Source organism: Candidatus Thiodiazotropha sp. AKAK3, from assembly GCF_058244645.1.
Map to the genome: position 1 here is coordinate 1 of NZ_JBSYOQ010000057.1, position 18,262 is coordinate 18,262.

The 18,262-nt window shown below is 49.7% G+C and carries 19 protein-coding genes; 11 read left to right on the forward strand and 8 right to left on the reverse strand.

Annotated elements, in window-relative coordinates; genetic code table 11:
- Positions 1-475: 475 nt before the first annotated feature.
- The 3 genes from AC4IE7_RS14210 to AC4IE7_RS14220 all read left to right on the forward strand — a co-directional run bounded on the left by AC4IE7_RS14210 (position 476) and on the right by AC4IE7_RS14220 (position 4,909).
- On the forward strand, positions 476-2,194 hold the full coding sequence (locus tag AC4IE7_RS14210) for a proline--tRNA ligase (RefSeq protein WP_490777510.1): 1,719 nt from the start codon (positions 476-478) through the stop codon (positions 2,192-2,194).
- Positions 2,195-2,368: 174 nt separating this feature from the next.
- Positions 2,369-2,884, forward strand: coding sequence for a 3-hydroxyacyl-[acyl-carrier-protein] dehydratase FabA (gene fabA / locus AC4IE7_RS14215; protein ID WP_490777511.1), 516 nt, complete (start codon positions 2,369-2,371; stop codon positions 2,882-2,884).
- A gap of 57 nt (positions 2,885-2,941) precedes the next feature.
- Positions 2,942-4,909, forward strand: a complete 1,968-nt coding sequence (locus AC4IE7_RS14220; RefSeq protein ID WP_490777512.1) for a bifunctional aldolase/short-chain dehydrogenase — start codon at positions 2,942-2,944, stop codon at positions 4,907-4,909.
- Positions 4,910-4,922: 13 nt separating this feature from the next.
- Here the strand turns inward: AC4IE7_RS14220 and AC4IE7_RS14225 are convergent, their stop codons facing one another.
- On the reverse strand, positions 4,923-5,879 hold the full coding sequence (locus tag AC4IE7_RS14225) for a hydrogen peroxide-inducible genes activator (protein WP_490777513.1): 957 nt from the start codon (positions 5,877-5,879) through the stop codon (positions 4,923-4,925).
- A gap of 236 nt (positions 5,880-6,115) precedes the next feature.
- Between AC4IE7_RS14225 and cpdA the strand changes: the two genes are divergently transcribed.
- Positions 6,116-6,955, forward strand: coding sequence for a 3',5'-cyclic-AMP phosphodiesterase (cpdA, locus tag AC4IE7_RS14230; protein ID WP_490777514.1), 840 nt, complete (start codon positions 6,116-6,118; stop codon positions 6,953-6,955).
- 4 nt (positions 6,956-6,959) lie between these two features.
- On the opposite strand, the gene sfsA is transcribed toward cpdA, so the two are convergent.
- A complete protein-coding gene (gene sfsA, locus AC4IE7_RS14235) occupies positions 6,960-7,670 on the reverse strand; it encodes a DNA/RNA nuclease SfsA (RefSeq protein ID WP_490777515.1) in 711 nt (236 codons plus the stop codon).
- Positions 7,671-7,831: 161 nt separating this feature from the next.
- Between sfsA and AC4IE7_RS14240 the strand changes: the two genes are divergently transcribed.
- On the forward strand, positions 7,832-8,545 hold the full coding sequence (locus AC4IE7_RS14240; protein ID WP_490777516.1) for a hypothetical protein: 714 nt from the start codon (positions 7,832-7,834) through the stop codon (positions 8,543-8,545).
- Between the two features lie 133 nt (positions 8,546-8,678).
- Here AC4IE7_RS14240 and AC4IE7_RS14245 read toward each other — a convergent pair whose 3' ends face one another.
- The 5 genes from AC4IE7_RS14245 to AC4IE7_RS14265 form a co-directional block, all read right to left on the reverse strand.
- On the reverse strand, positions 8,679-8,969 hold the full coding sequence (locus tag AC4IE7_RS14245; protein WP_490777517.1) for an acylphosphatase: 291 nt from the start codon (positions 8,967-8,969) through the stop codon (positions 8,679-8,681).
- Complete coding sequence (locus AC4IE7_RS14250; RefSeq protein ID WP_490777518.1) at positions 8,962-9,714, reverse strand: efflux RND transporter periplasmic adaptor subunit; 753 nt, start codon at positions 9,712-9,714, stop codon at positions 8,962-8,964. The genes AC4IE7_RS14245 and AC4IE7_RS14250 overlap by 8 nt, the downstream gene beginning before the upstream one ends.
- A gap of 218 nt (positions 9,715-9,932) precedes the next feature.
- A complete protein-coding gene (locus AC4IE7_RS14255) occupies positions 9,933-11,240 on the reverse strand; it encodes a TolC family protein (protein WP_490777519.1) in 1,308 nt (435 codons plus the stop codon).
- Positions 11,237-11,776 (reverse strand): thioredoxin family protein, encoded by a 540-nt coding sequence (locus AC4IE7_RS14260; protein ID WP_490777571.1) that lies wholly within the window; start codon positions 11,774-11,776, stop codon positions 11,237-11,239. Before AC4IE7_RS14260 ends, AC4IE7_RS14255 begins: the two co-directional genes overlap by 4 nt.
- Before the next feature lie 7 nt (positions 11,777-11,783).
- Entirely contained in the window at positions 11,784-12,284 is a 501-nt protein-coding gene (locus AC4IE7_RS14265) for a peroxiredoxin family protein (RefSeq protein WP_490777520.1), read from the reverse strand.
- 484 nt (positions 12,285-12,768) lie between these two features.
- On the opposite strand from AC4IE7_RS14265, the gene AC4IE7_RS14270 reads away from it, so the two are divergent.
- Positions 12,769-14,382: a cyclic-di-GMP receptor FimW-related protein gene (locus AC4IE7_RS14270; RefSeq protein WP_490777521.1), complete on the forward strand. Its 1,614-nt coding sequence runs from the start codon at positions 12,769-12,771 to the stop codon at positions 14,380-14,382.
- Here the strand turns inward: AC4IE7_RS14270 and AC4IE7_RS14275 are convergent.
- Positions 14,369-15,649: a virulence factor BrkB family protein gene (locus AC4IE7_RS14275; RefSeq protein WP_490777522.1), complete on the reverse strand. Its 1,281-nt coding sequence runs from the start codon at positions 15,647-15,649 to the stop codon at positions 14,369-14,371. The genes AC4IE7_RS14270 and AC4IE7_RS14275 overlap by 14 nt on opposite strands.
- Before the next feature lie 111 nt (positions 15,650-15,760).
- Here AC4IE7_RS14275 and arsC point away from each other — a divergent pair, with 111 nt between their 5' ends.
- The 5 genes from arsC to AC4IE7_RS14300 all read left to right on the forward strand — a co-directional run bounded on the left by arsC (position 15,761) and on the right by AC4IE7_RS14300 (position 18,185).
- Complete coding sequence (gene arsC, locus AC4IE7_RS14280; protein WP_490777523.1) at positions 15,761-16,108, forward strand: arsenate reductase (glutaredoxin); 348 nt, start codon at positions 15,761-15,763, stop codon at positions 16,106-16,108.
- Between the two features lie 32 nt (positions 16,109-16,140).
- Positions 16,141-16,734 (forward strand): NAD(P)H:quinone oxidoreductase, encoded by a 594-nt coding sequence (wrbA, locus tag AC4IE7_RS14285; RefSeq protein ID WP_490777524.1) that lies wholly within the window; start codon positions 16,141-16,143, stop codon positions 16,732-16,734.
- A gap of 16 nt (positions 16,735-16,750) precedes the next feature.
- On the forward strand, positions 16,751-17,431 hold the full coding sequence (hda, locus tag AC4IE7_RS14290) for a DnaA regulatory inactivator Hda (protein WP_490777525.1): 681 nt from the start codon (positions 16,751-16,753) through the stop codon (positions 17,429-17,431).
- A gap of 67 nt (positions 17,432-17,498) precedes the next feature.
- Positions 17,499-17,819 carry a BolA family protein gene (locus AC4IE7_RS14295; RefSeq protein ID WP_490777572.1) on the forward strand — a complete coding sequence of 107 codons (321 nt, stop codon included), beginning with the start codon at positions 17,499-17,501 and terminating at the stop codon, positions 17,817-17,819.
- 6 nt (positions 17,820-17,825) lie between these two features.
- Positions 17,826-18,185, forward strand: a complete 360-nt coding sequence (locus AC4IE7_RS14300) for a glutaredoxin family protein (protein WP_490777526.1) — start codon at positions 17,826-17,828, stop codon at positions 18,183-18,185.
- Positions 18,186-18,262: the final 77 nt, after the last annotated feature.

The window sequence follows — 18,262 nt, forward strand, 5'->3', positions numbered from 1 at the left end:
GCAACGGAATCCGGGAGAACGGAGCACCAATCTTCCCGGATTCCGTTGCACTCCATCCAGGCTACCTTGCTTTAATTCTTTAAATATTTTATTGCTTAGAAAACATCTGGATATCTTCTCTGAATCAGCGCAGGAAGAATTAATAGAATTATTGGCGAGAACCAATACCAGTACTCTTCATATAACTGCGTTAAAACTACTAACCATCTTATGCTCTCCAGTCTTCCATTCGCTTCTAGTTGAGGAAAACCAAAGATACTTCATACAGAATGGCTACATTTTGTAGAAAAATTACAGTTCAATGCATCAGCGGGGAGTGCTATCTACTGTTTAAGCACAGTACAATCACCATTTTCGTTACCTCAGCTACACGTTTCAAATCCCACATTTCCACCACATCATTAAATATCCTTCGTGACCCATCCGCCAATGCGGGATAGAATCATGCTTTTTATACTAAGGCTGATCTCTACTCATGCGTACTTCCCAGTTCCCACTCCACACCGTCAAGGAGACCCCGGCTGATGCCGAGATTGCCAGTCATCAACTGATGTTGAGAGCTGGTCTGATTCGAAAACTGGCCTCGGGCCTCTATACCTGGTTGCCCCTGGGACTCAAGGTTTTGCGCAAAGTTGAACAGATTGTGCGTGACGAGATGAACCAGGCGGGTGCACTGGAGGTGTTGATGCCTACGGTTCAGCCTTCGGAACTATGGCAGGAGTCAGGTCGTTGGGAGCAGTACGGGCCGGAACTGCTGCGGCTTCGTGACCGTCACCAGCGGGAGTTCTGCTACGGCCCGACTCACGAAGAGATCATCACTGATCTGGCACGGAATGAGTTACGCAGTTATAAACAGCTTCCGGTCAATTTCTATCAGATACAGACAAAATTCCGTGATGAGGTCAGACCCCGTTTTGGTGTCATGCGTGCACGGGAATTTCTCATGAAGGATGCCTACTCCTTCCATCTGAACCAAGACTCTCTACAGGATACCTATCTGCGGATGCATGAGACCTACTCACGCATCTTTTCCCGGTGTGGATTGGATTTCCGCCCTGTGGCAGCCGACACGGGAAGCATCGGCGGCAGCGCTTCTCATGAATTTCATGTGTTGGCTGCATCAGGCGAGGATGCAATTGCCTTTTCAAATGGTAGCGACTATGCCGCCAATATCGAACTCGCAGAAGCTATCTCTCCCGAGCAGAAACGTACTGCTGCGACTAAGGAGATGACCCTGGTTGATACCCCAAACGCAAAAACAATCCAGGAGTTGGTGGAGCAGTTTGAACAGCCTATTGAGCAGACAGTTAAGACTCTGGTAGTAAAAGCTTCGGAAGATTCTGACACACCACTGATCGCGCTTCTGCTGCGAGGTGACCATGATCTCAACGAGATCAAAGCTGAAAAGTTACCCGAGGTAGCCACTCCTTTCTGCTTTGCCACAGAAGAGGAGATTCGCGCTACTATCGGTGCAGGCCCTGGCTCTTTGGGCCCTGTAAACCTCCCTATACCTTATATTGCTGACCGTAGCGTGGCGCAGATGAGTGACTTCAGCGCTGGTGCGAACCAGGAGGGCAAACATCTTTTTGCCATCAATTGGGGCAGGGATCTGGATGAGCCAGAGATCGTTGCCGATCTGCGTAATGTTCAGGAGGGAGACCCCAGCCCCGACGGCAAAGGAACCCTAACCATTGCCCGGGGTATCGAAGTAGGTCACATCTTCCAGTTGGGCAAGAAGTACAGCGAAGCACTGAATGCAACAGTATTGGACGAAAACGGCAAGGCTGTCGTAATGACCATGGGTTGTTATGGTATCGGTGTCACACGGGTTGTAGCTGCTGCTATTGAGCAGCATCATGATGACCGTGGCATCATCTGGCCAGACGCCCTGGCCCCCTTTCAAGTGGCCATCTGTCCGATGAAAATGAACAAATCCGAACGGGTCAGAGAAGCGGTGGAAAAACTCTATGCCGATCTGACTGCAGCAGGCATTGAGGTCTTGCTGGATGACCGGGATGTCAGACCCGGTTTCATGTTTGCCGATATGGAGCTGATCGGCATCCCCCATCGCATCGTTGTTGGTGATAAATCCCTCGATAAGGATCAGGTTGAATATCGTGCTCGCAGCGAGTCGGAAAACCAGTTCATACCGATCTCCGAAATCGTTGATCGGATTAGCGTACAACTTGCGTAGACCTTACTGGCGGGTCTCTGCAGAGACCTGCCAGTGAAGAACGCTTACTAATAAAGTCCATGAATTAAACAGCAAATATCATCACTTGATTTGACACACCCCCATCAGTGCTAGGACACTACGGGGTTTTTCCGCCCCAGTTGGGTGGACAGCAAGCTAAGAGGCATGAGCGTAATGACCAAGCAGAGTTCTTTTACCCGCGACGAGCTATTACTTTGCGGCAGTGGTGAAATGTTTGGCCCGGGCAATGCACAACTGCCCACCCCTAACATGCTGATGATGGACCGCGTCAAAAAGATTGCGGATGAGGGGGGCGCTTTCGGCAAGGGAGAGATCCTCGCTGAACTGGATATCAATCCGGATCTATGGTTTTTCGATTGCCACTTTCCTGGAGACCCCGTGATGCCCGGCTGCCTGGGTCTGGATGCCATGTGGCAGCTGGTGGGATTCTTTCTGGCCTGGATTGGTAACCCTGGACATGGTCGCGCCCTTGGCGTGGGTGAAGTCAAATTCACCGGTCAAGTACTGCCAACAGCAAAAACCGTCACCTATCACATCGATGTTAAACGGGTAATCACCCGCAAACTGGTACTGGGTGTTGCCGACGGTGTCATGAAAGTTGATGGCCGGGAGATCTACACAGCCAAAGACCTCAGGGTTGGCCTGTTTACCTCCACTGACAATTTCTAAGGGAAGAGTAACCCGCTATCCGTTACACCAGAATCAAAAAGCCGGGAGAGGCAGATTATGAAAAGTCTCTGGAATCAAGCTGAAGCCGGTTTATGCCAAAATGAATTAGCCCTTAGAGTCTATAGCTCCCGCTTGCTCGGCTCTGACCCAGCTCTGGTTCTACATGGTGGCGGCAATACCTCCGTGAAGATTCTCGAACAGGATCTCTTCGGTGAAGATGAAGAGATACTCTATGTAAAAGGGAGTGGATGGGATCTTGCGACCATTGAAGAGCCTGGTTACACCCCGGTCCGAATGAAACATCTCCTGCGCTTGGCGGAACTTGACTCCCTGAGTGACAGTGAGATGGTCAACCAGCTGAAGACTCACCAGACCAGAGCCAGCGCACCCACGCCTTCGGTAGAGGCAATCCTGCATGCCCTGCTGCCCTACAAGTATGTCGACCATACCCACGCCGACGCGATCATTACCCTGACGAATACACCTCAGGGTGAACAGCGGATACGGGAACTCTACAAACATCGTGTGGTAGTGATTCCCTATGTGATGCCTGGATTCGATCTGGCGCGCACCGTAGCACAACACTTTCCCAAACAGGCCCACGCCGAGACACTGGGCATGGTGTTGTTGAACCACGGTCTCTTTACCTTTGGTGATGATGCCCAGCAATCTTATCAACGCATGATTCAACTGGTGGATGAGGCTGAACAGTATCTCAAGCAAAACAGCGCCTGGGAGATCAGCGAACAGAGTCAAGAGCGGGATGTGCCCCCCCTGACCCTGGCCAGTTTACGCAAAGAGATATCTGATGTAGCCGGTTGCCCAATGGTTGTGCAGAGTAACCGCAGCCCATTCGAACTCGCATTCTGTCAACGCCAGGATCTGCAAGAGATTGCGCTACAGGGCCCGGCCACACCCGACCATGTACTTCGCACTAAACAGAAACCGATGATTGGCACTGAAGTCATTGAATATGTCGGCGAGTATCAACGCTATTTCGAAATGCACGCCCTCAATGCTCGTACCCCGGTCGAGATGTTGGACCCCGCTCCCAGGGTGGTGCTCGATCCAGATCTTGGCATGCTCAGCATTGGAAAAAGCGGGCGACAGGCGAACATCGTCGCAGATATCTACCGCCACACCATGGGTATAATTCAGCGCGCAGAGATGCTGGATCAGTGGCAGGCGCTCTCCAGCCAGGAGATCTTTGATGTCGAGTATTGGGAGTTGGAGCAGGCCAAACTGAGAAAAAATGGAAATAGCCCAGCGTTTCAGGGCGAGGTAGCTCTGATTACCGGAGCAGCTTCCGGTATCGGCAAAGCCAGCGTCAATTCAATGTTGCAACGGGGCGCTGCTGTTGTCGGTCTCGACCGTAACCCGGCAATCACCCAGCAATTCCCCGATCAGGACTATTTAGGTATTCAGTGTGATGTTACAGATACACTGGCCTTGAAACAGGCTCTGTTTGAAACCTGCTTACGCTTTGGCGGTTTGGACATTTTAGTGCTCAATGCCGGCATTTTTCCCTCGGGCTGTACCGTAGCCTCTCTTGATGATGCTGTCTGGCGACAGGTGATGCAGGTTAACCTTGATGCCAATCTGGCTCTATTGCGAGAGTCTCACCCCTATCTGAAATTAGCGGCCAGAGGGGGCCGGGTGGTGGTCATCGGCTCTAAAAACGTGCCCGCCCCTGGTCAGGGTGCGGCCGCCTACTCCGCATCCAAGGCAGCACTCAATCAGTTGGCACGAATCGTTGCACTGGAGTGGTCAAACGACAACATTCGCATCAACAGCCTGCACCCTGATGCGGTTTTCGATACGGGCATCTGGACAACCCAAGTGCTGGAAACCCGGGCCAGGCATTACGACCTCTCAGTGGAGGAGTATAAGAAACGCAATCTTTTGCGGTGTGAAATCACCAGTCATGATGTTGCGGAACTGACAGCAGAACTGTGTGACCAGCGTTTCAGTAAAACCACTGGTGCACAGATACCCATCGACGGCGGAAACGACAGGGTCATCTGAACAGCAGTAGTGATCAGACTACCGCCAACCCGATTTTAGGAACGCCTTCCACCAGAGTTACACCACGCAGCTTGCTTGCCCTGATCGATTCACCAAGTAGCTCTACCGCCTGTGGGCGGGGAAAACTTTTGCGCCAGGCCATGGCAATACAGCGTTTTGGCGACTCCTGCGCCAATGGACGGGTCGTCATTTGATCCCAAGGGAGATACTCCCCACCAATGGCAGAATCGGGAAGAATGGAAATACCGATGCCGCTGGCTACCATATAGCGAATGGTCTCAAGAGACCCCCCTTCCAGACTCTTTTGAAGAGTTCCTTCACTGTTTGCGGTCTTTAAACACCTCGGACAGATCATTTTCACCTGCTCTCGGAAACAGTGCCCTTCACCCAATAGCAACACATCTTCCTTTTCCAGCTGTTCAGTAGTAATTGCCTCACAGGCTGCCAGTGGGTGATTTACCCGCATCAGAACGGATAGAGACTCTTCGTATAGAGGCCTTGTGGCAATTCCCGGTTCATCATAAGGCAGGGAGACAATCACCACGTCCAACTCCCCCTGCTTCAATTGCTCAGTCAGATTCGCTGTGAAATTCTCTTTGATTATCAGACTCATACCACTAGCCCGAGCACTCAATGTCGGAATCAGATAGGGAAAAAGATAGGGGCCTACAGTATAGATAGCCCCGACATTCAAGGGGCCTACCAGCTGATCCACACTCTGGCTGGCAAGTTGACGAATTGTCCCTGCCTCTTCCAGCACCCTTTGCGCCTGAGCCACTATACGCTCACCCGCCGATGTCAGACTGACCTCTCCCTGGCCCCGCTCAAACAGACCTACCCCAAGCTCCTCTTCAAGCTTTTTCACCGCAACACTCAGTGTTGGCTGGCTGACATAGCAGGCTTCGGCGGCATGGCCAAAGTGTCGTTTTTGGGCTACAGCAACGATGTATCTAAGTTCATTCAGTGTCATGATATATATTGTAGACGAGGCTATAGAAAAAATTAATAGATGTAAAAATGTTAACGCTTCAGCAAAAATGGAAGCTGATTATGGAATAATTCCTAAGTTTAGGACATTGAAGCAAAAAATCGGTTTTTGCTTTGGCCATTCCTGTTCTAATATTATGACAATATAACGATGATCCTGCTGGGGCCTGGAGATTCAAATTGCTCGTCAGCTTTAAAAACAGAAAGATGAACCGCTCTATGAGTAGCCATCCCGACCACAAGCCAGAAATTTTCAGGCAGCTGCCTGATGATGGATTAAAGGTACTGCAAATCACGGATAGCCATCTCTATGCGGACCCGTCACGCTGTCTATTGGGTATCAACACCCTAGAGACATTCGATCAGGTATTGGGTCAGGCGCTACAGGAAGCTGGCAGACCGGATATCATATTGGCCACGGGTGACCTGGTGCATGATGCCTCTGACAGTGGCTATAAGCGCCTGCTAGGTAGATTAAAACTGACTGAAATCCCAACCTACTGTCTGCCCGGCAATCATGATCAGCCGGCAAAAATGAAGCAGATACTCAACCAGGAGAACGTACACTGCATATCCAGTGTACAGGCTAAAGAGTGGTCTTTGATATTCCTTGATTCCACCATTCCGGGCAGTGATGGCGGTGCCATCAGTGAATCTGAGCTGGCATTACTGAAACAGTTACTGGAGTCACATCCGGAGAGACACACCCTGATCAGCATGCATCACCACCCACTGCCTGTAGGCAGCCGCTGGATGGATACGATGGTACTGGAGAGATCGAAACCCTTTTTCGATCTGATACTGAGCAACCCCCAGGTAAAAGGCGTACTCTGCGGACATATCCACCAGACCTTCGAGGCCACTCATAAGGGTCTTAAAATCCTCGGCAGCCCCTCCACCTGTGTACAATTCTCCGCCGGTGAGGACGAATTTGCCATCGACGCAACGCCGCCAGGCTATCGCTGGTTGAGTCTGCAACCGAATGGTGAAATCCTAAGCGGTATCAGTGCTCTTCCTGAGATCCCTTCAGGACTTGATCTGGCTTCCATCGGCTACTGAATAATCAGTCAAGTTTGACAGCAACCGGCTCTGCCACCTTCATGGCCTGTTTAGTGTGCTTGATTCTTAGCGCAACCACTTCTACCCCGGATTTCTCGACCACCCTACGCAAGGTTTTACCATATTCCGGATCAATCTTATCTGCTGGCGAGAAGTAGTTACCTTCAGGACGATTGAGGGCATATATCATCACCCCTCTGCTACCAGACCCTGATAACTCAGCCAGCTGCTCCAGGTGCTTACGTCCACGCAGGGTTACTGCATCAGGAAAACCAAGACCCTCGCCTTGCCACAGGGTTACGTTTTTAACTTCAATCCAGACATCAGCTTTGCCATCTCCAGGCAGCATAAAGTCAAACCTGGATCGCTCTCCATGACTCTCGTAGGGCACCTCCCTTTTGACCACCTGGTAGTCTGCAACAGATTTAATAAGCCCCGCCTTGAGCGCCTCTTCCACCACAGGATTGGTTCGTCCAGTGTGGACACCAACCCAACCCTGCCCCATATCAACCCGCTCCAGAGTCCATGGGAGCTTCCTGCGTGGATTATCACTAAAGCTGATTTGTACCGGAGCCCCAGGCTCCCAGCACCCGGACATACTCCCCGTATTCGGGCAGTGCACAGTCAGAATCTCTCCATCAGACAGCTCAACATCTGCTAAAAAGCGCTTGTAGCGTTTGATGATATGACCATTTGTTAATGGCGGAAGCCTCATCGGGCACTCTCCTGGTAAGCAAAGACAAAGTGCTGTCCTGGGTTTATCACAATACGGCTTAGTGTATTATCTCCGTAATAGAGAGTTGCGGTATAAAATTTCGACAACAAATAAATACCCGCAAGAGTAGAAAACGACCACCCCATCAGAGGTATCACATAATGACACGCTTGAAATGGCTTACGGTTTTTACCCTATTAGTATTGGGTGCTTCGGAATTATCAGCCGAAGACCAGCAGACTGGTAGACACTTCAATGTCAATCCGAACAACATGATGGGTGGCATGATGAATCCCATGCGCAACATGTTTGGTGGTTACGACAGGGATCGGGGTGGTTATAACAATTACAACAACACCCCCTACTATGGACCTCAGGCATATCCAGGCTATCCTCAGGGGCAACCATATCCAGGTGGATATGCACAACCACCTGCGAGCTATAACACACCTGCTGCCCAGTATCCTGCCAACCCAGGGTACCAACAACCCGTTCAACAGCCATTGCCAACTCCAAGCTATAGAGAGCAGGCCTCCCCAAGATATCAACCAGCGCCGGCAACGGGGTCGACAAAGCAATACGGATCTGCACCACAAGAGCAATTCCGCTTTCGCCCCATTGAGCAACAAGCAGCAGCGCAGAATTCCGCACAAACTCTCAACACGCCCTACCAACAGGCACCAACGTCCGCAGCCCAGACACCATCGGCATACTACAATAGCCCCACCTCTCCGCAAGGCATTCAACAGCCACCTGCTTACCAGAGCAGTTCAGAGGGTGCCTCGGCCAGCTACACCCCATATAACGAAGCAACCGAACAGCTTGAACCGACGATGAAGTTCAGGCCACTCGATCAACCGGGATACTCTCAATAGGAGCGACAGCAACTGCCAGGTATAGATTGCTTGGGTGGTTTTTAAATAATAAATCAGTCCCGGCTACATGGGTTGGGGCTCGCTGAACCAAACGCTATAGCGAAAACCAAATTGGGATAGCCCAGAGTGTCACTCAGCCAATGGAAAAATCACTGAATAACTGTTGATCAATGACCTCGCAGGAGACCCCAGAGACTCGCGCATCCGCCGGACCTTTGCGGAGCCAATTCCTGAGTTCGTCAATCGCCTCCACTGCGCCACAGGCGACTACCTCCACTCGACCATCACTCAGGTTTTTGGCGTAGCCTTTGATGCCTAGACCCTGAGCAACATGCCTTGCTGAAGCACGGTAAAAAACCCCTTGAACCTGCCCACCAACATAACAGCGTACACAGACAGGTACGGTTTCACTCCGATCATTCATCCGCAATCCTCAATACTGCCTTCTCCCCTGCTCTGATCAATGTTGACTCAGGGACTTGAAAAGTCGCCTCCAATGGGTAGCGCGCGCCATTTGCATCTTCTGAAACAGGCTCTAAACCGAGCCGGGATATCTCTCCTTTCAACCAGCTCCCCCTCACGCCAATCTGCACGGCAGTACCACTCTTCAGCTTATCAGCGTCTCGAGCATCTATATCAGTCACTGCTTTCATCCGGGTGGTATCGCAAAAAAGGAGCAATGGTACCGCCTTATCCCGATTCACAACTGCTTGTCCTGGCTGGACATATACTCTCTCTACAACACCGTCGAAGGGCGCTGTGATCTTACTGTACTCACGTTGCAAGCGTATCTTCATCAACTGCGCATCCGCCTCCCGGTAAGCAGCATCCGACATAGCTGCCTCTATCTCTGCCTGCTTACGTTCATGATCTGATAACAGGGTGCGGTCATATAACTCAAGTGCACGATCCAACTCTCTTTTTGCTTCAGCATTTTGCTGAACCGTGGCTTCGAAACGAGACTCTGCCGCAGCGAGTTCACTTTTATAGGCTCGTTGGTCGAGCTCTATTAAAATGGTTCCCCGGCTGACAGCCTCTCCCTCATTCCCATTCACACGACTTACCATGCCGTCCACAAAGGTACTCAACTCAACCCGTTGATACCAATCTGTCACTGCCTCAAAATCCTGAGCCATCGACTGCCCACTGATCAGTAAACAGAAAATCATCAGCACCCTCATCACTATCCCCCTTTTCTATTTAATATTATCAACCGCGCCACTCGGTTCTATTTTGTACTCGGACGAAACCACATGAAGTTCGTGATAGTGGCTCATCGTACTTTCTATTGACCCGGCGACCAAATAGTTTACTTTCAGCCATGGTGATTCTGCCTGCAGCGAGGCATGAAAAGGCCTAGAGCCTGTTAACACTAATCGAATAGGCCCTAAGGCACCGCTGCACTCTCCTCTTGATCCAGCAATCCACCAGTCAAGGCCTTGAGATGAGCCAATACCAACTGGATTTGATAGCTATTCTTGGCACTCTGATACTGAATTGCTGCGATCTGGGTCATGGAATCACCCAGATCTGAGGAGAGATCCAAGTCATACAGTGTTCGACTTCGATCCAGATAGAGATCTCGAAAATCACCTGTTACACCAATCTCTTCAGACTCTATACGCAATTGGTCGAGTTCCATCCAATAATCGAGAATCTGCTGCCTGAGAACAAGCTCATAGGAAGCCAATTCAGCCTGCTTCTGTTGTATCAAAGCGCGCTGCTTTGCCTTTACCGCATCGACCCGACTACCTTGATAGAGTGGCAGTTCAAACACCAGAGCTGCTGTCAGAGGGTTGCGTCCCCCAAGCTCCCGCTCATAGGTAGCCGCCTCAAGTTGAGCGCTAATTACTGGATTCGCTTCTGATTCACTTGCCTGTAACTGTTTTTGTGCCGCTTGCAGCTCAGCCCTCAGTTTCCTGAGTCCAGGATTACCCGTGATGGCAAGTGCCACTAACTCCTCCACTCCAGCCATCTTAGCCAATGGCTCAAAGCTTGGTATTTCCAAGTCAGCAGGGAGATCGAGTGGACGGTTCAGGCTGTTTGCCAACTGGGAGCGGGTAATGCGCTGGCGATTCTGGCTGACTCTCAGCTTGCGTCGGGATTGCTGATAGAGGCTCTCCAGTTCCAGCATATCTACGTCAGACACTTTACCCATTTCATTCTTGGTGCGGGCACGATCGAAACGAATGTAGTCAATCGAGAGGGCCTCATTATCTCTGGCATTCTCTAAATCTGCCAAAAGAACATTAAAGAATCGGGCCATCACATCCAATCTGCGTTGTTGACGAACCTCTACAAGCTGCCAACGACGGGACTCCAAGTTAGCGTCTGCCGCCTCAAGTGCATGAGAGGTACGACCAAAATCATAGAGTTGCTTGCTTATCCTGAGTCTGGCCAGACTGTCATTATGGGTCTGATATATGGCAATTTCTGAAGGCTCAATAGCGCGTAACTCCGCACTCACATCGATGCGTAAATCATCTCCTGCATCAGCCTCTAGTTTTTCTGCTTCTGACTGGGCCAAGGCGGCATCTGCCAAAACCCGTTCAGGATGCCCATCATCAGCCAGACTCAGGGCATATTCCAGAGAGAGCGGGGTTGGCAGCGGTTCCAGTGCAACAATATCCAATGGTATGAAAAAGAAGATCAGCAGCAGGCGACCCCGGGAGATTATATTTATAATGCTCGTCACTGCGTCCTAAGTTCCTTTTTTTTAGCCCGTTTATAACGCGAAAAATTTGTCGATTTATAGTGCTCATCCACCACAAATTCACCGAGCCACATAAACTCTTCGGCGCTATTGGCGGCTCCTGTAAAACGGGTAATTAAATTACCATCCAGATCGAAAAAGCCGAAAACAGGGGTTGCGCGCACCTTGAACTGCTTAAAGGCGAAATCCTTCTCCTTCATGAGTTGCCCTTTGAAATCGGCAATCTCCACATCCCCCTCAATATCTACGGTATATATCTGGAAATGTGCTTTGAAATAGTCCTGAACCTCCACTTGATTGAGCACTCTGCTCTTCATCCGATGACAAAAGGGACACTCATCCATTTCAAACATGATCAAAACCCCTTTTTTCCCCTCTTCCCTGGCCACTGTCAGTTCCTCACTGAAATCACCCAGTGACTGATCAAAAAAATAGTTCACAGGATCACGTGTAGCAGAGTTTGCATCGCCAAAAAAGAGGCTGGCCAGGATCAGGAAGAGTATGGATTTTTTCATTATTGCCTCCTCACTCGGTCTCTTCCTTTGTATTGCTCTCTTCATTTATGAAAGATTCAAGGTCTTCCAGGGTTACAGGGCCTACCTGACGGGCAACAAGCTCACCCTCAGGGTTGACCAGAAAAGAGGTTGGTAGTCCAGGTACCCGACCCAATTCGGTTCGAGCCGCTGGCTTTGTCAATAAAATTGGATAACTCAGAAACTGCTCATCAACAAAACTCTTGAGGCGAGGTGGATCAATTCGCTCCATCGCAATACCTAATACCACAGCATCCTTGTCTTTGTGATTGGAATGGAACACTTCCAGCTCAGGTAACTCTTCCCGGCACGGTGGACACCAAGTGGCCCAGTAGTTGACCAACACCCATTTTCCCCGATAGTCAGAAAGACGATAGTTCTTGCCATCAAGCCCTGGAAGCTCGAAATCCACCGCTTCAGCCATTGCCGGGAGAACAAACAGCCACAATCCACAGAAAAAGAGGATACGGCTTAGGGGACTGTTGCACTGCATAAATATCTCCGTTGAATCGATAATCTTCTGGATGGCCGAAGTTTCAGACCTCCATTCTCAGGCTAAATTCCGATAAGTGCAATTAGGGCCTGTTCACACTAATCGAATCGGCCCTAAGGAAAACCTTAATTAGGAATTTCCTATTTGTGGTCAAACTCGCTGGTCATGACTGAAGATCGCCTTGGAGAGGGGAGATAGACTCTCATGAAACCTCAACATTAACCCATTAAAATATAGTAATATTCCATGCTTGGTAATTCTTCTGTATCGTGCATGAGTCTAGCATTTGTACGCTAAGTCAGTTTCTACCACACAACCAACAGATCTTACTCAATTTAGGCATTGAATGATTGGGTTAATATCACCGCTTAAGCTAACCTATTAACCCGGCGACTAAGTATGTTGTCTTCAGGGTTAATAATAAATGGTATAGTTTGTTTAGGGACGCCACAATATAAAGAAACGGACTGAACAGAAAATATCTATGTTTGACTTTTTTACCAGCAAAACACACACCAACAAACAACCTCTGTTCTTTGTGCCACAAGCTGATCCTTTCGAGAATCCCCTGGTCGAGACTGATCCTCAGCAACTGGGTCTGTGGGCTACTGCCCTGCCATTTGCCAACCCCCAGCAACTCGCCGAAAACGTAATTACCAGTCTTGGGCGTCTGAACCGTTTTCCGGGTCAGGTCAAGAAACGTGAAGATTTGATGCAGATCTATGTCACACCAGCCATGCGTCTTCTTCATGGTCTGGAACAAAGAAAGCATCAAGGTCCGATCAGCGATATTCGTCGTGTGATGCTGGAGATGGGCTATGGCTATTGCCATATTGCAAATGAGTGCATTGCCTGCAAGCCAAATAAGAAGGTAATTGCCCGACTCGGCCATGCACTCTATTACGCGACTAAATATTTCATTCTCGATTATCTTCTTGCCTGCGAAGAGTTTGACTGCCGTTCAGTCTCTTCCTACCGCCAATTGTCTCGTTTGATGACATTTGCCTGCGAGCAAAATCTCCAGTTTGTTGAGATGGAGGATAGTGATCAGCCCGAACCGCATCAGGCCACTATCGCCCACCAATTCAACCGCTATATGTTACTGCTGCTTCTTGACCCCTGCCACTTGCAAGAGGGCGAGCCGTGGCTATGCTTCGACTTTTTGAACTCAATCGCCAGTGGAGCCCGTATATCCACACCCACAGCAGATGATGAGACAACCGGGCGCTACATCATCGATCGCCTGGGTGAAGTGCCACCCTATCTTTTTCATGAAGAGTGTCTCGAAAATCTGACACTATCCCGCTTCTCTCTGTTTGACCTCAGCCCTGTCAGCAAGAGCTTACATCAACAGTTACGCAGCCTGGAGCAATCAGAACAGAGCAAACCGAGCAGTCTGAATCAGTTGACGACCAGGGAAGTAAAAAATCTCTTCGCGAGAATGTTGAAAACCTGGCATATACGTCTAAAACGCGATAGTGAACGTCACAACACTTCAGGACAGGTGATGATGTGGGTAGGCGTGCAAAAAGTACACAATTATCTAACAAACCAGAGCGGCTCTGTTGAAAGTGACGAACAAGAGATCACCATGACTCAGTCAGTGGGAATAGCTGGCGCCTCAAGCTCTGTCGCTGATGAGCAAATTCTTGCTTTGCGCAGTAATCAAAGCCGATCGGGAGTCGCTTTATGTATCCCACGTCAGATTTTCACCGGCCAGCTTATTGGTGAATTGATACTGATCTCAAACCATGAGAAACGCCACGGCAGCGACTGGAAACTGGGTGTAGTCAAGCGCGCTATGAACAGCGCGAATAACCAGCTTGAAATAGGTGTGCAATTTGTTCTTGGTAAAATTGCCCCCATCACAATTCGTCTTGCTCAACCCCAGACAGAAGAGTCACCCAACCCGGATCATGCGGGTATATTTATCGACCAAGGGCACAACAATCGCAGTTCACTGATTGTACCTAAGCACTTTTTTGTGATTGGGCAGGAGTACAGGATTGAAGAGATGATCCCTTCACCCAGCATCAGTCCACTACAACAACTGGAAACAACAGCCCATTTCGAGCGCTTTCGGGTCAAAAGTGTTTAAGCGGTTCCTGTTCACCACTCTCTACTAGCGGTTCGTTCAGCAGCTCTTCAAGTGACCTGTCCATGGTCTGAACTATCGTTAAATTCACCCCCTCTATTAGATCCCTGAGGGCATCAGGCATACCCACCATTTGCCCACTCTCTGGCAATACATAAGCCGATGAGTGGTATAGATCACTCAGCTTCACCTGCCTAAGATCTCGTGCCAATGCCCACCCTTTTTCATCCGCTTTTAGTACCAGGTGGGCACTGTATAGTTTATTCAATGTTTCATCGATCTGCTCTTCCGTGGCAGCAGGAATCTGCATCAGCAGCTGACGAGTGGTCATTGAAACACCTTGATGCTGGGAGCTCCTAAGCTGAGCTAGTAGTCGCAGCGCCAGAAGAAATGCCCCTCCCCGCTGATGGTAGTGAGCCCTCCAATCTTGCCGATAGATACCCAGACAGTAGGTAAACTCAGCCCCTAGCATGGTTACCAGCCAGGAGAGATAGATCCAGATCAGAAAGATAGGCACAACAGCCAATGCGCCATAGATCGCTTCATAGGTTGGAAAGGTGGTTACATAGAGGGCAAAACCCCGTTTCGATAACTCAAACAGCAATGCCGCAAGCAGACCACCCAGTAGTGCATGGCGCATAGGTACTGACCGATTTGGCACCAGTGCATACAACATACTGAATGCCAAGGCTGAAATTGCCACAGGCATGATACTTAGCAACTTGGAACGCACCATTACTACTGCCTGTGCCTGCTCGATCAGAGGAATCGACACCAGGTAGGAAGTCACCCCCACACTCACCACGATCAGTATGGGACCAAGAGAGAGAATCGCCCAATAAACTGTAAATTTTGCCAATGGTGATCGGCTTTTCCTGACATGCCAGATGGTATTGAATGCCTTATCGATATTGCTCATTAGCAGTAAAGCGACCAGAATCAGAAACACAAACCCCACCCCGGTAAGCTGCGCCGCTTTTTGGCTGAAATTCTTCAGATGTTGTTGCACAGCTTCACCCGCTGCCGGTACAAAGTTCTGAAAGAGAAAATCCTCAATCTGTTCTGACATCCGTTCAGAAGCCGGAAAGACTGAGAACAGGGCCAGTACCACAGTCATCAGCGGCACCAGGGAGAGTAGTGTGGTGTAGGTCAAGGCAGCAACATGCTGTACCCCACCATCAGCCACGAAATGGTGTATCAGCAATCCGAAAAACGAACGTAGATGCTGTAAATATGACAACAACCTATGATTAAGACCCTGCAGATTCATCACCGGTTTCCCTTCTGAGTGTAACTTGGTGTCAAGATGTCTATCCTAGTGTGGAGCAGTCAATCTCATATGGATACAATGTCCATCAACCATTAAGAGGTATAACTTACAATGAGCATTGAGATCTATCATAACCCACGCTGCAGCAAATCCAGGCAGACCCTGCAGCTACTGCAAGAACAAGGGTTAGAACCCGATATTGTCGAGTATCTGAAAACCCCACCGGACAAGAAAACCCTGGAAAAGATCCTCAACATGCTCGGCCTGGAACCTCGTGATTTGATGCGTAAAAAGGAGTCAGAATATAAGGAAAATCATCTCGATGATGCAAGCCTGACCCGAAAACAGCTGATCGATGCGATGATTGCTCACCCAAAGTTGATTGAGCGGCCGATCGTGATAAAAGATGGCAAGGCAGCAATCGGCCGACCGCCTGAAAAGGTACTGGAACTGATTTAAAGTGCGATACCCTCTAACCCGGAAGTAAACCAATGGCAGAAATCCTGATTTTATACTATAGCCGTCACGGTGCCACAGCTGAAATGGCCCGTATTATAGCCCGTGGCGTGGAAGAGGTAGCTGGTGCTCAGGCAAAACTCCGGACTGTACCAGAGGTATCAACAGTGTGTGAGGCGACTAAAGAGACTATCCCTGAAAGTGGTGCACCCTACATAACAGAATCAGATTTTCGCGATTGTGACGGCTTGATTCTCGGCAGCCCGACCCGCTTCGGCAATATGGCTGCCTCGATGAAGTATTGCCTCGATTCGACCAGTCCGCTGTGGATGAATGGCGCAATGATTGGAAAACCTGCCTCAGTGTTTACCTCCACCTCCAGCCTTCATGGTGGCCAGGAGAGCACATTGCTATCGATGATGCTGCCATTGCTGCACCATGGCATGATACTGGTCGGCATTCCTTACAGTGAGACAGCCCTGCTGCATACCCAGAGTGGTGGCACACCCTATGGGGCCAGCCATTTGGCCGGAAAAGAGAGCAAACTTCCCATCACTGAAGAGGAGAAGCGCATCTGCATCACCCAGGGTAAACGTATGGCCGAAACTGCCTTGCAACTACAAAGCTAACCCCTGTCAAACGACTATGCCCACACAACTCCCTCTTGGCTTGAGCATTAGACCCAGCGTCGATTTCAGGCACTTCGTCATAGGCCGAAATGGCGAGGCAGTCTCGCGTTTGCGCACCGAAACCGACCCCTATATCTATCTTTGGGGTGATTCAGGTTGCGGTAAAAGCCACCTGCTCCAAGCGGCCTGCCAGCAATCCCAAGCGAATGGTCAACAACCTGCCTATCTCCCATTCAAGTCTGAGCATGGCCTGCAGCCAGCCATGCTGGAAGGACTTGAGAGCTTCTCCCTGGTCTGCCTCGACGATCTACAGGTGCTTGCAGGAGACAGAGCGTGGGAAGTGGCGATATTCAACCTCTTTAATCAGTTGAGAGAGCATCATGCTCATTTGATCATTGCTTGTGACCGCCCTCCAGGACAACTGGCCTTACAACTACCTGACCTGGCCTCCCGGCTGACCTGGGGCCCTTGTTATCACCTGTTTCCATTGAATGATGAAGAGCGCCTGGAACTTCTGCTCAGCAGTGCGGAATCTCGAGGCATGTCGATGAGTGTCGATACCGCGAGATTCCTACTTCAGAGAACCCCCCGGGACATCCACTTCCTGACGATACTTATCGACCGTCTGGATCAAGCCTCTCTTGCGGCTCAGCGTAAACTGACGATACCCTTTGTCCGGGAGGCCCTGAAACTATGAGGCAATAAGCTGATCAAACCCTGAAACTCCGCAATTAATTACACTGACATCAACAGGTATCCAAATGATAACTACGCAGCAAATCATTGAAAAAAAGTTGCAGGAAAACTTCTCTCCACTCCATTTGGAAGTGATCGATGAGAGCCACAACCATAGCGTTCCCAAAGGTGCTGAATCGCATTTTAAAGTTGTCCTGGTCAGTGAAGCCTTCGATGGGGAAAAACTGATTCAGCGTCACCGCCGTGTAAACAAAGTACTTGCTGAAGAGTTGAGTGAAGGGGGTGTGCATGCACTGGCACTACATACCCTAACACCTGAAGATTGGTTCAATCATGGCGGTACAGTGCCCAACTCACCAGAGTGCCTTGGCGGATCAAAAAAGGGATAAGGAGCAATGTTCCACTGGTTATCGAGACTCATTACCAAACCGATAAAAAGATCTCCAGCCAGACAAGATCAAGTCGACAAAGAGAGTGACAGCCTCACACTCTACATTTTTCCGTTTTGCCCCTACTGCACCAAAGTAAGCAGAGTCATTCACAAACTGAATCTGAATATTGAACAGCGTGATGCTGTAAACGCAACAGCTTATGCTAACGAGCTACGCCAGGGGGGAGGAAAAATGCAGACCCCATGCCTGAGAATCCAATATCAGGATAAGAGCGAATGGCTCTATGAATCCGACGATATTATTCTCTATCTCCGACAACATTTTGCGACTGCAGAAGACCTTACTGAAGACTACTACGCCTAACCAGAACTTCATGCAGTCACAAAATGTTAAAACATCATAAAGATGTTTTCCGGCGAATGCCTTCGCCGGAAACAATA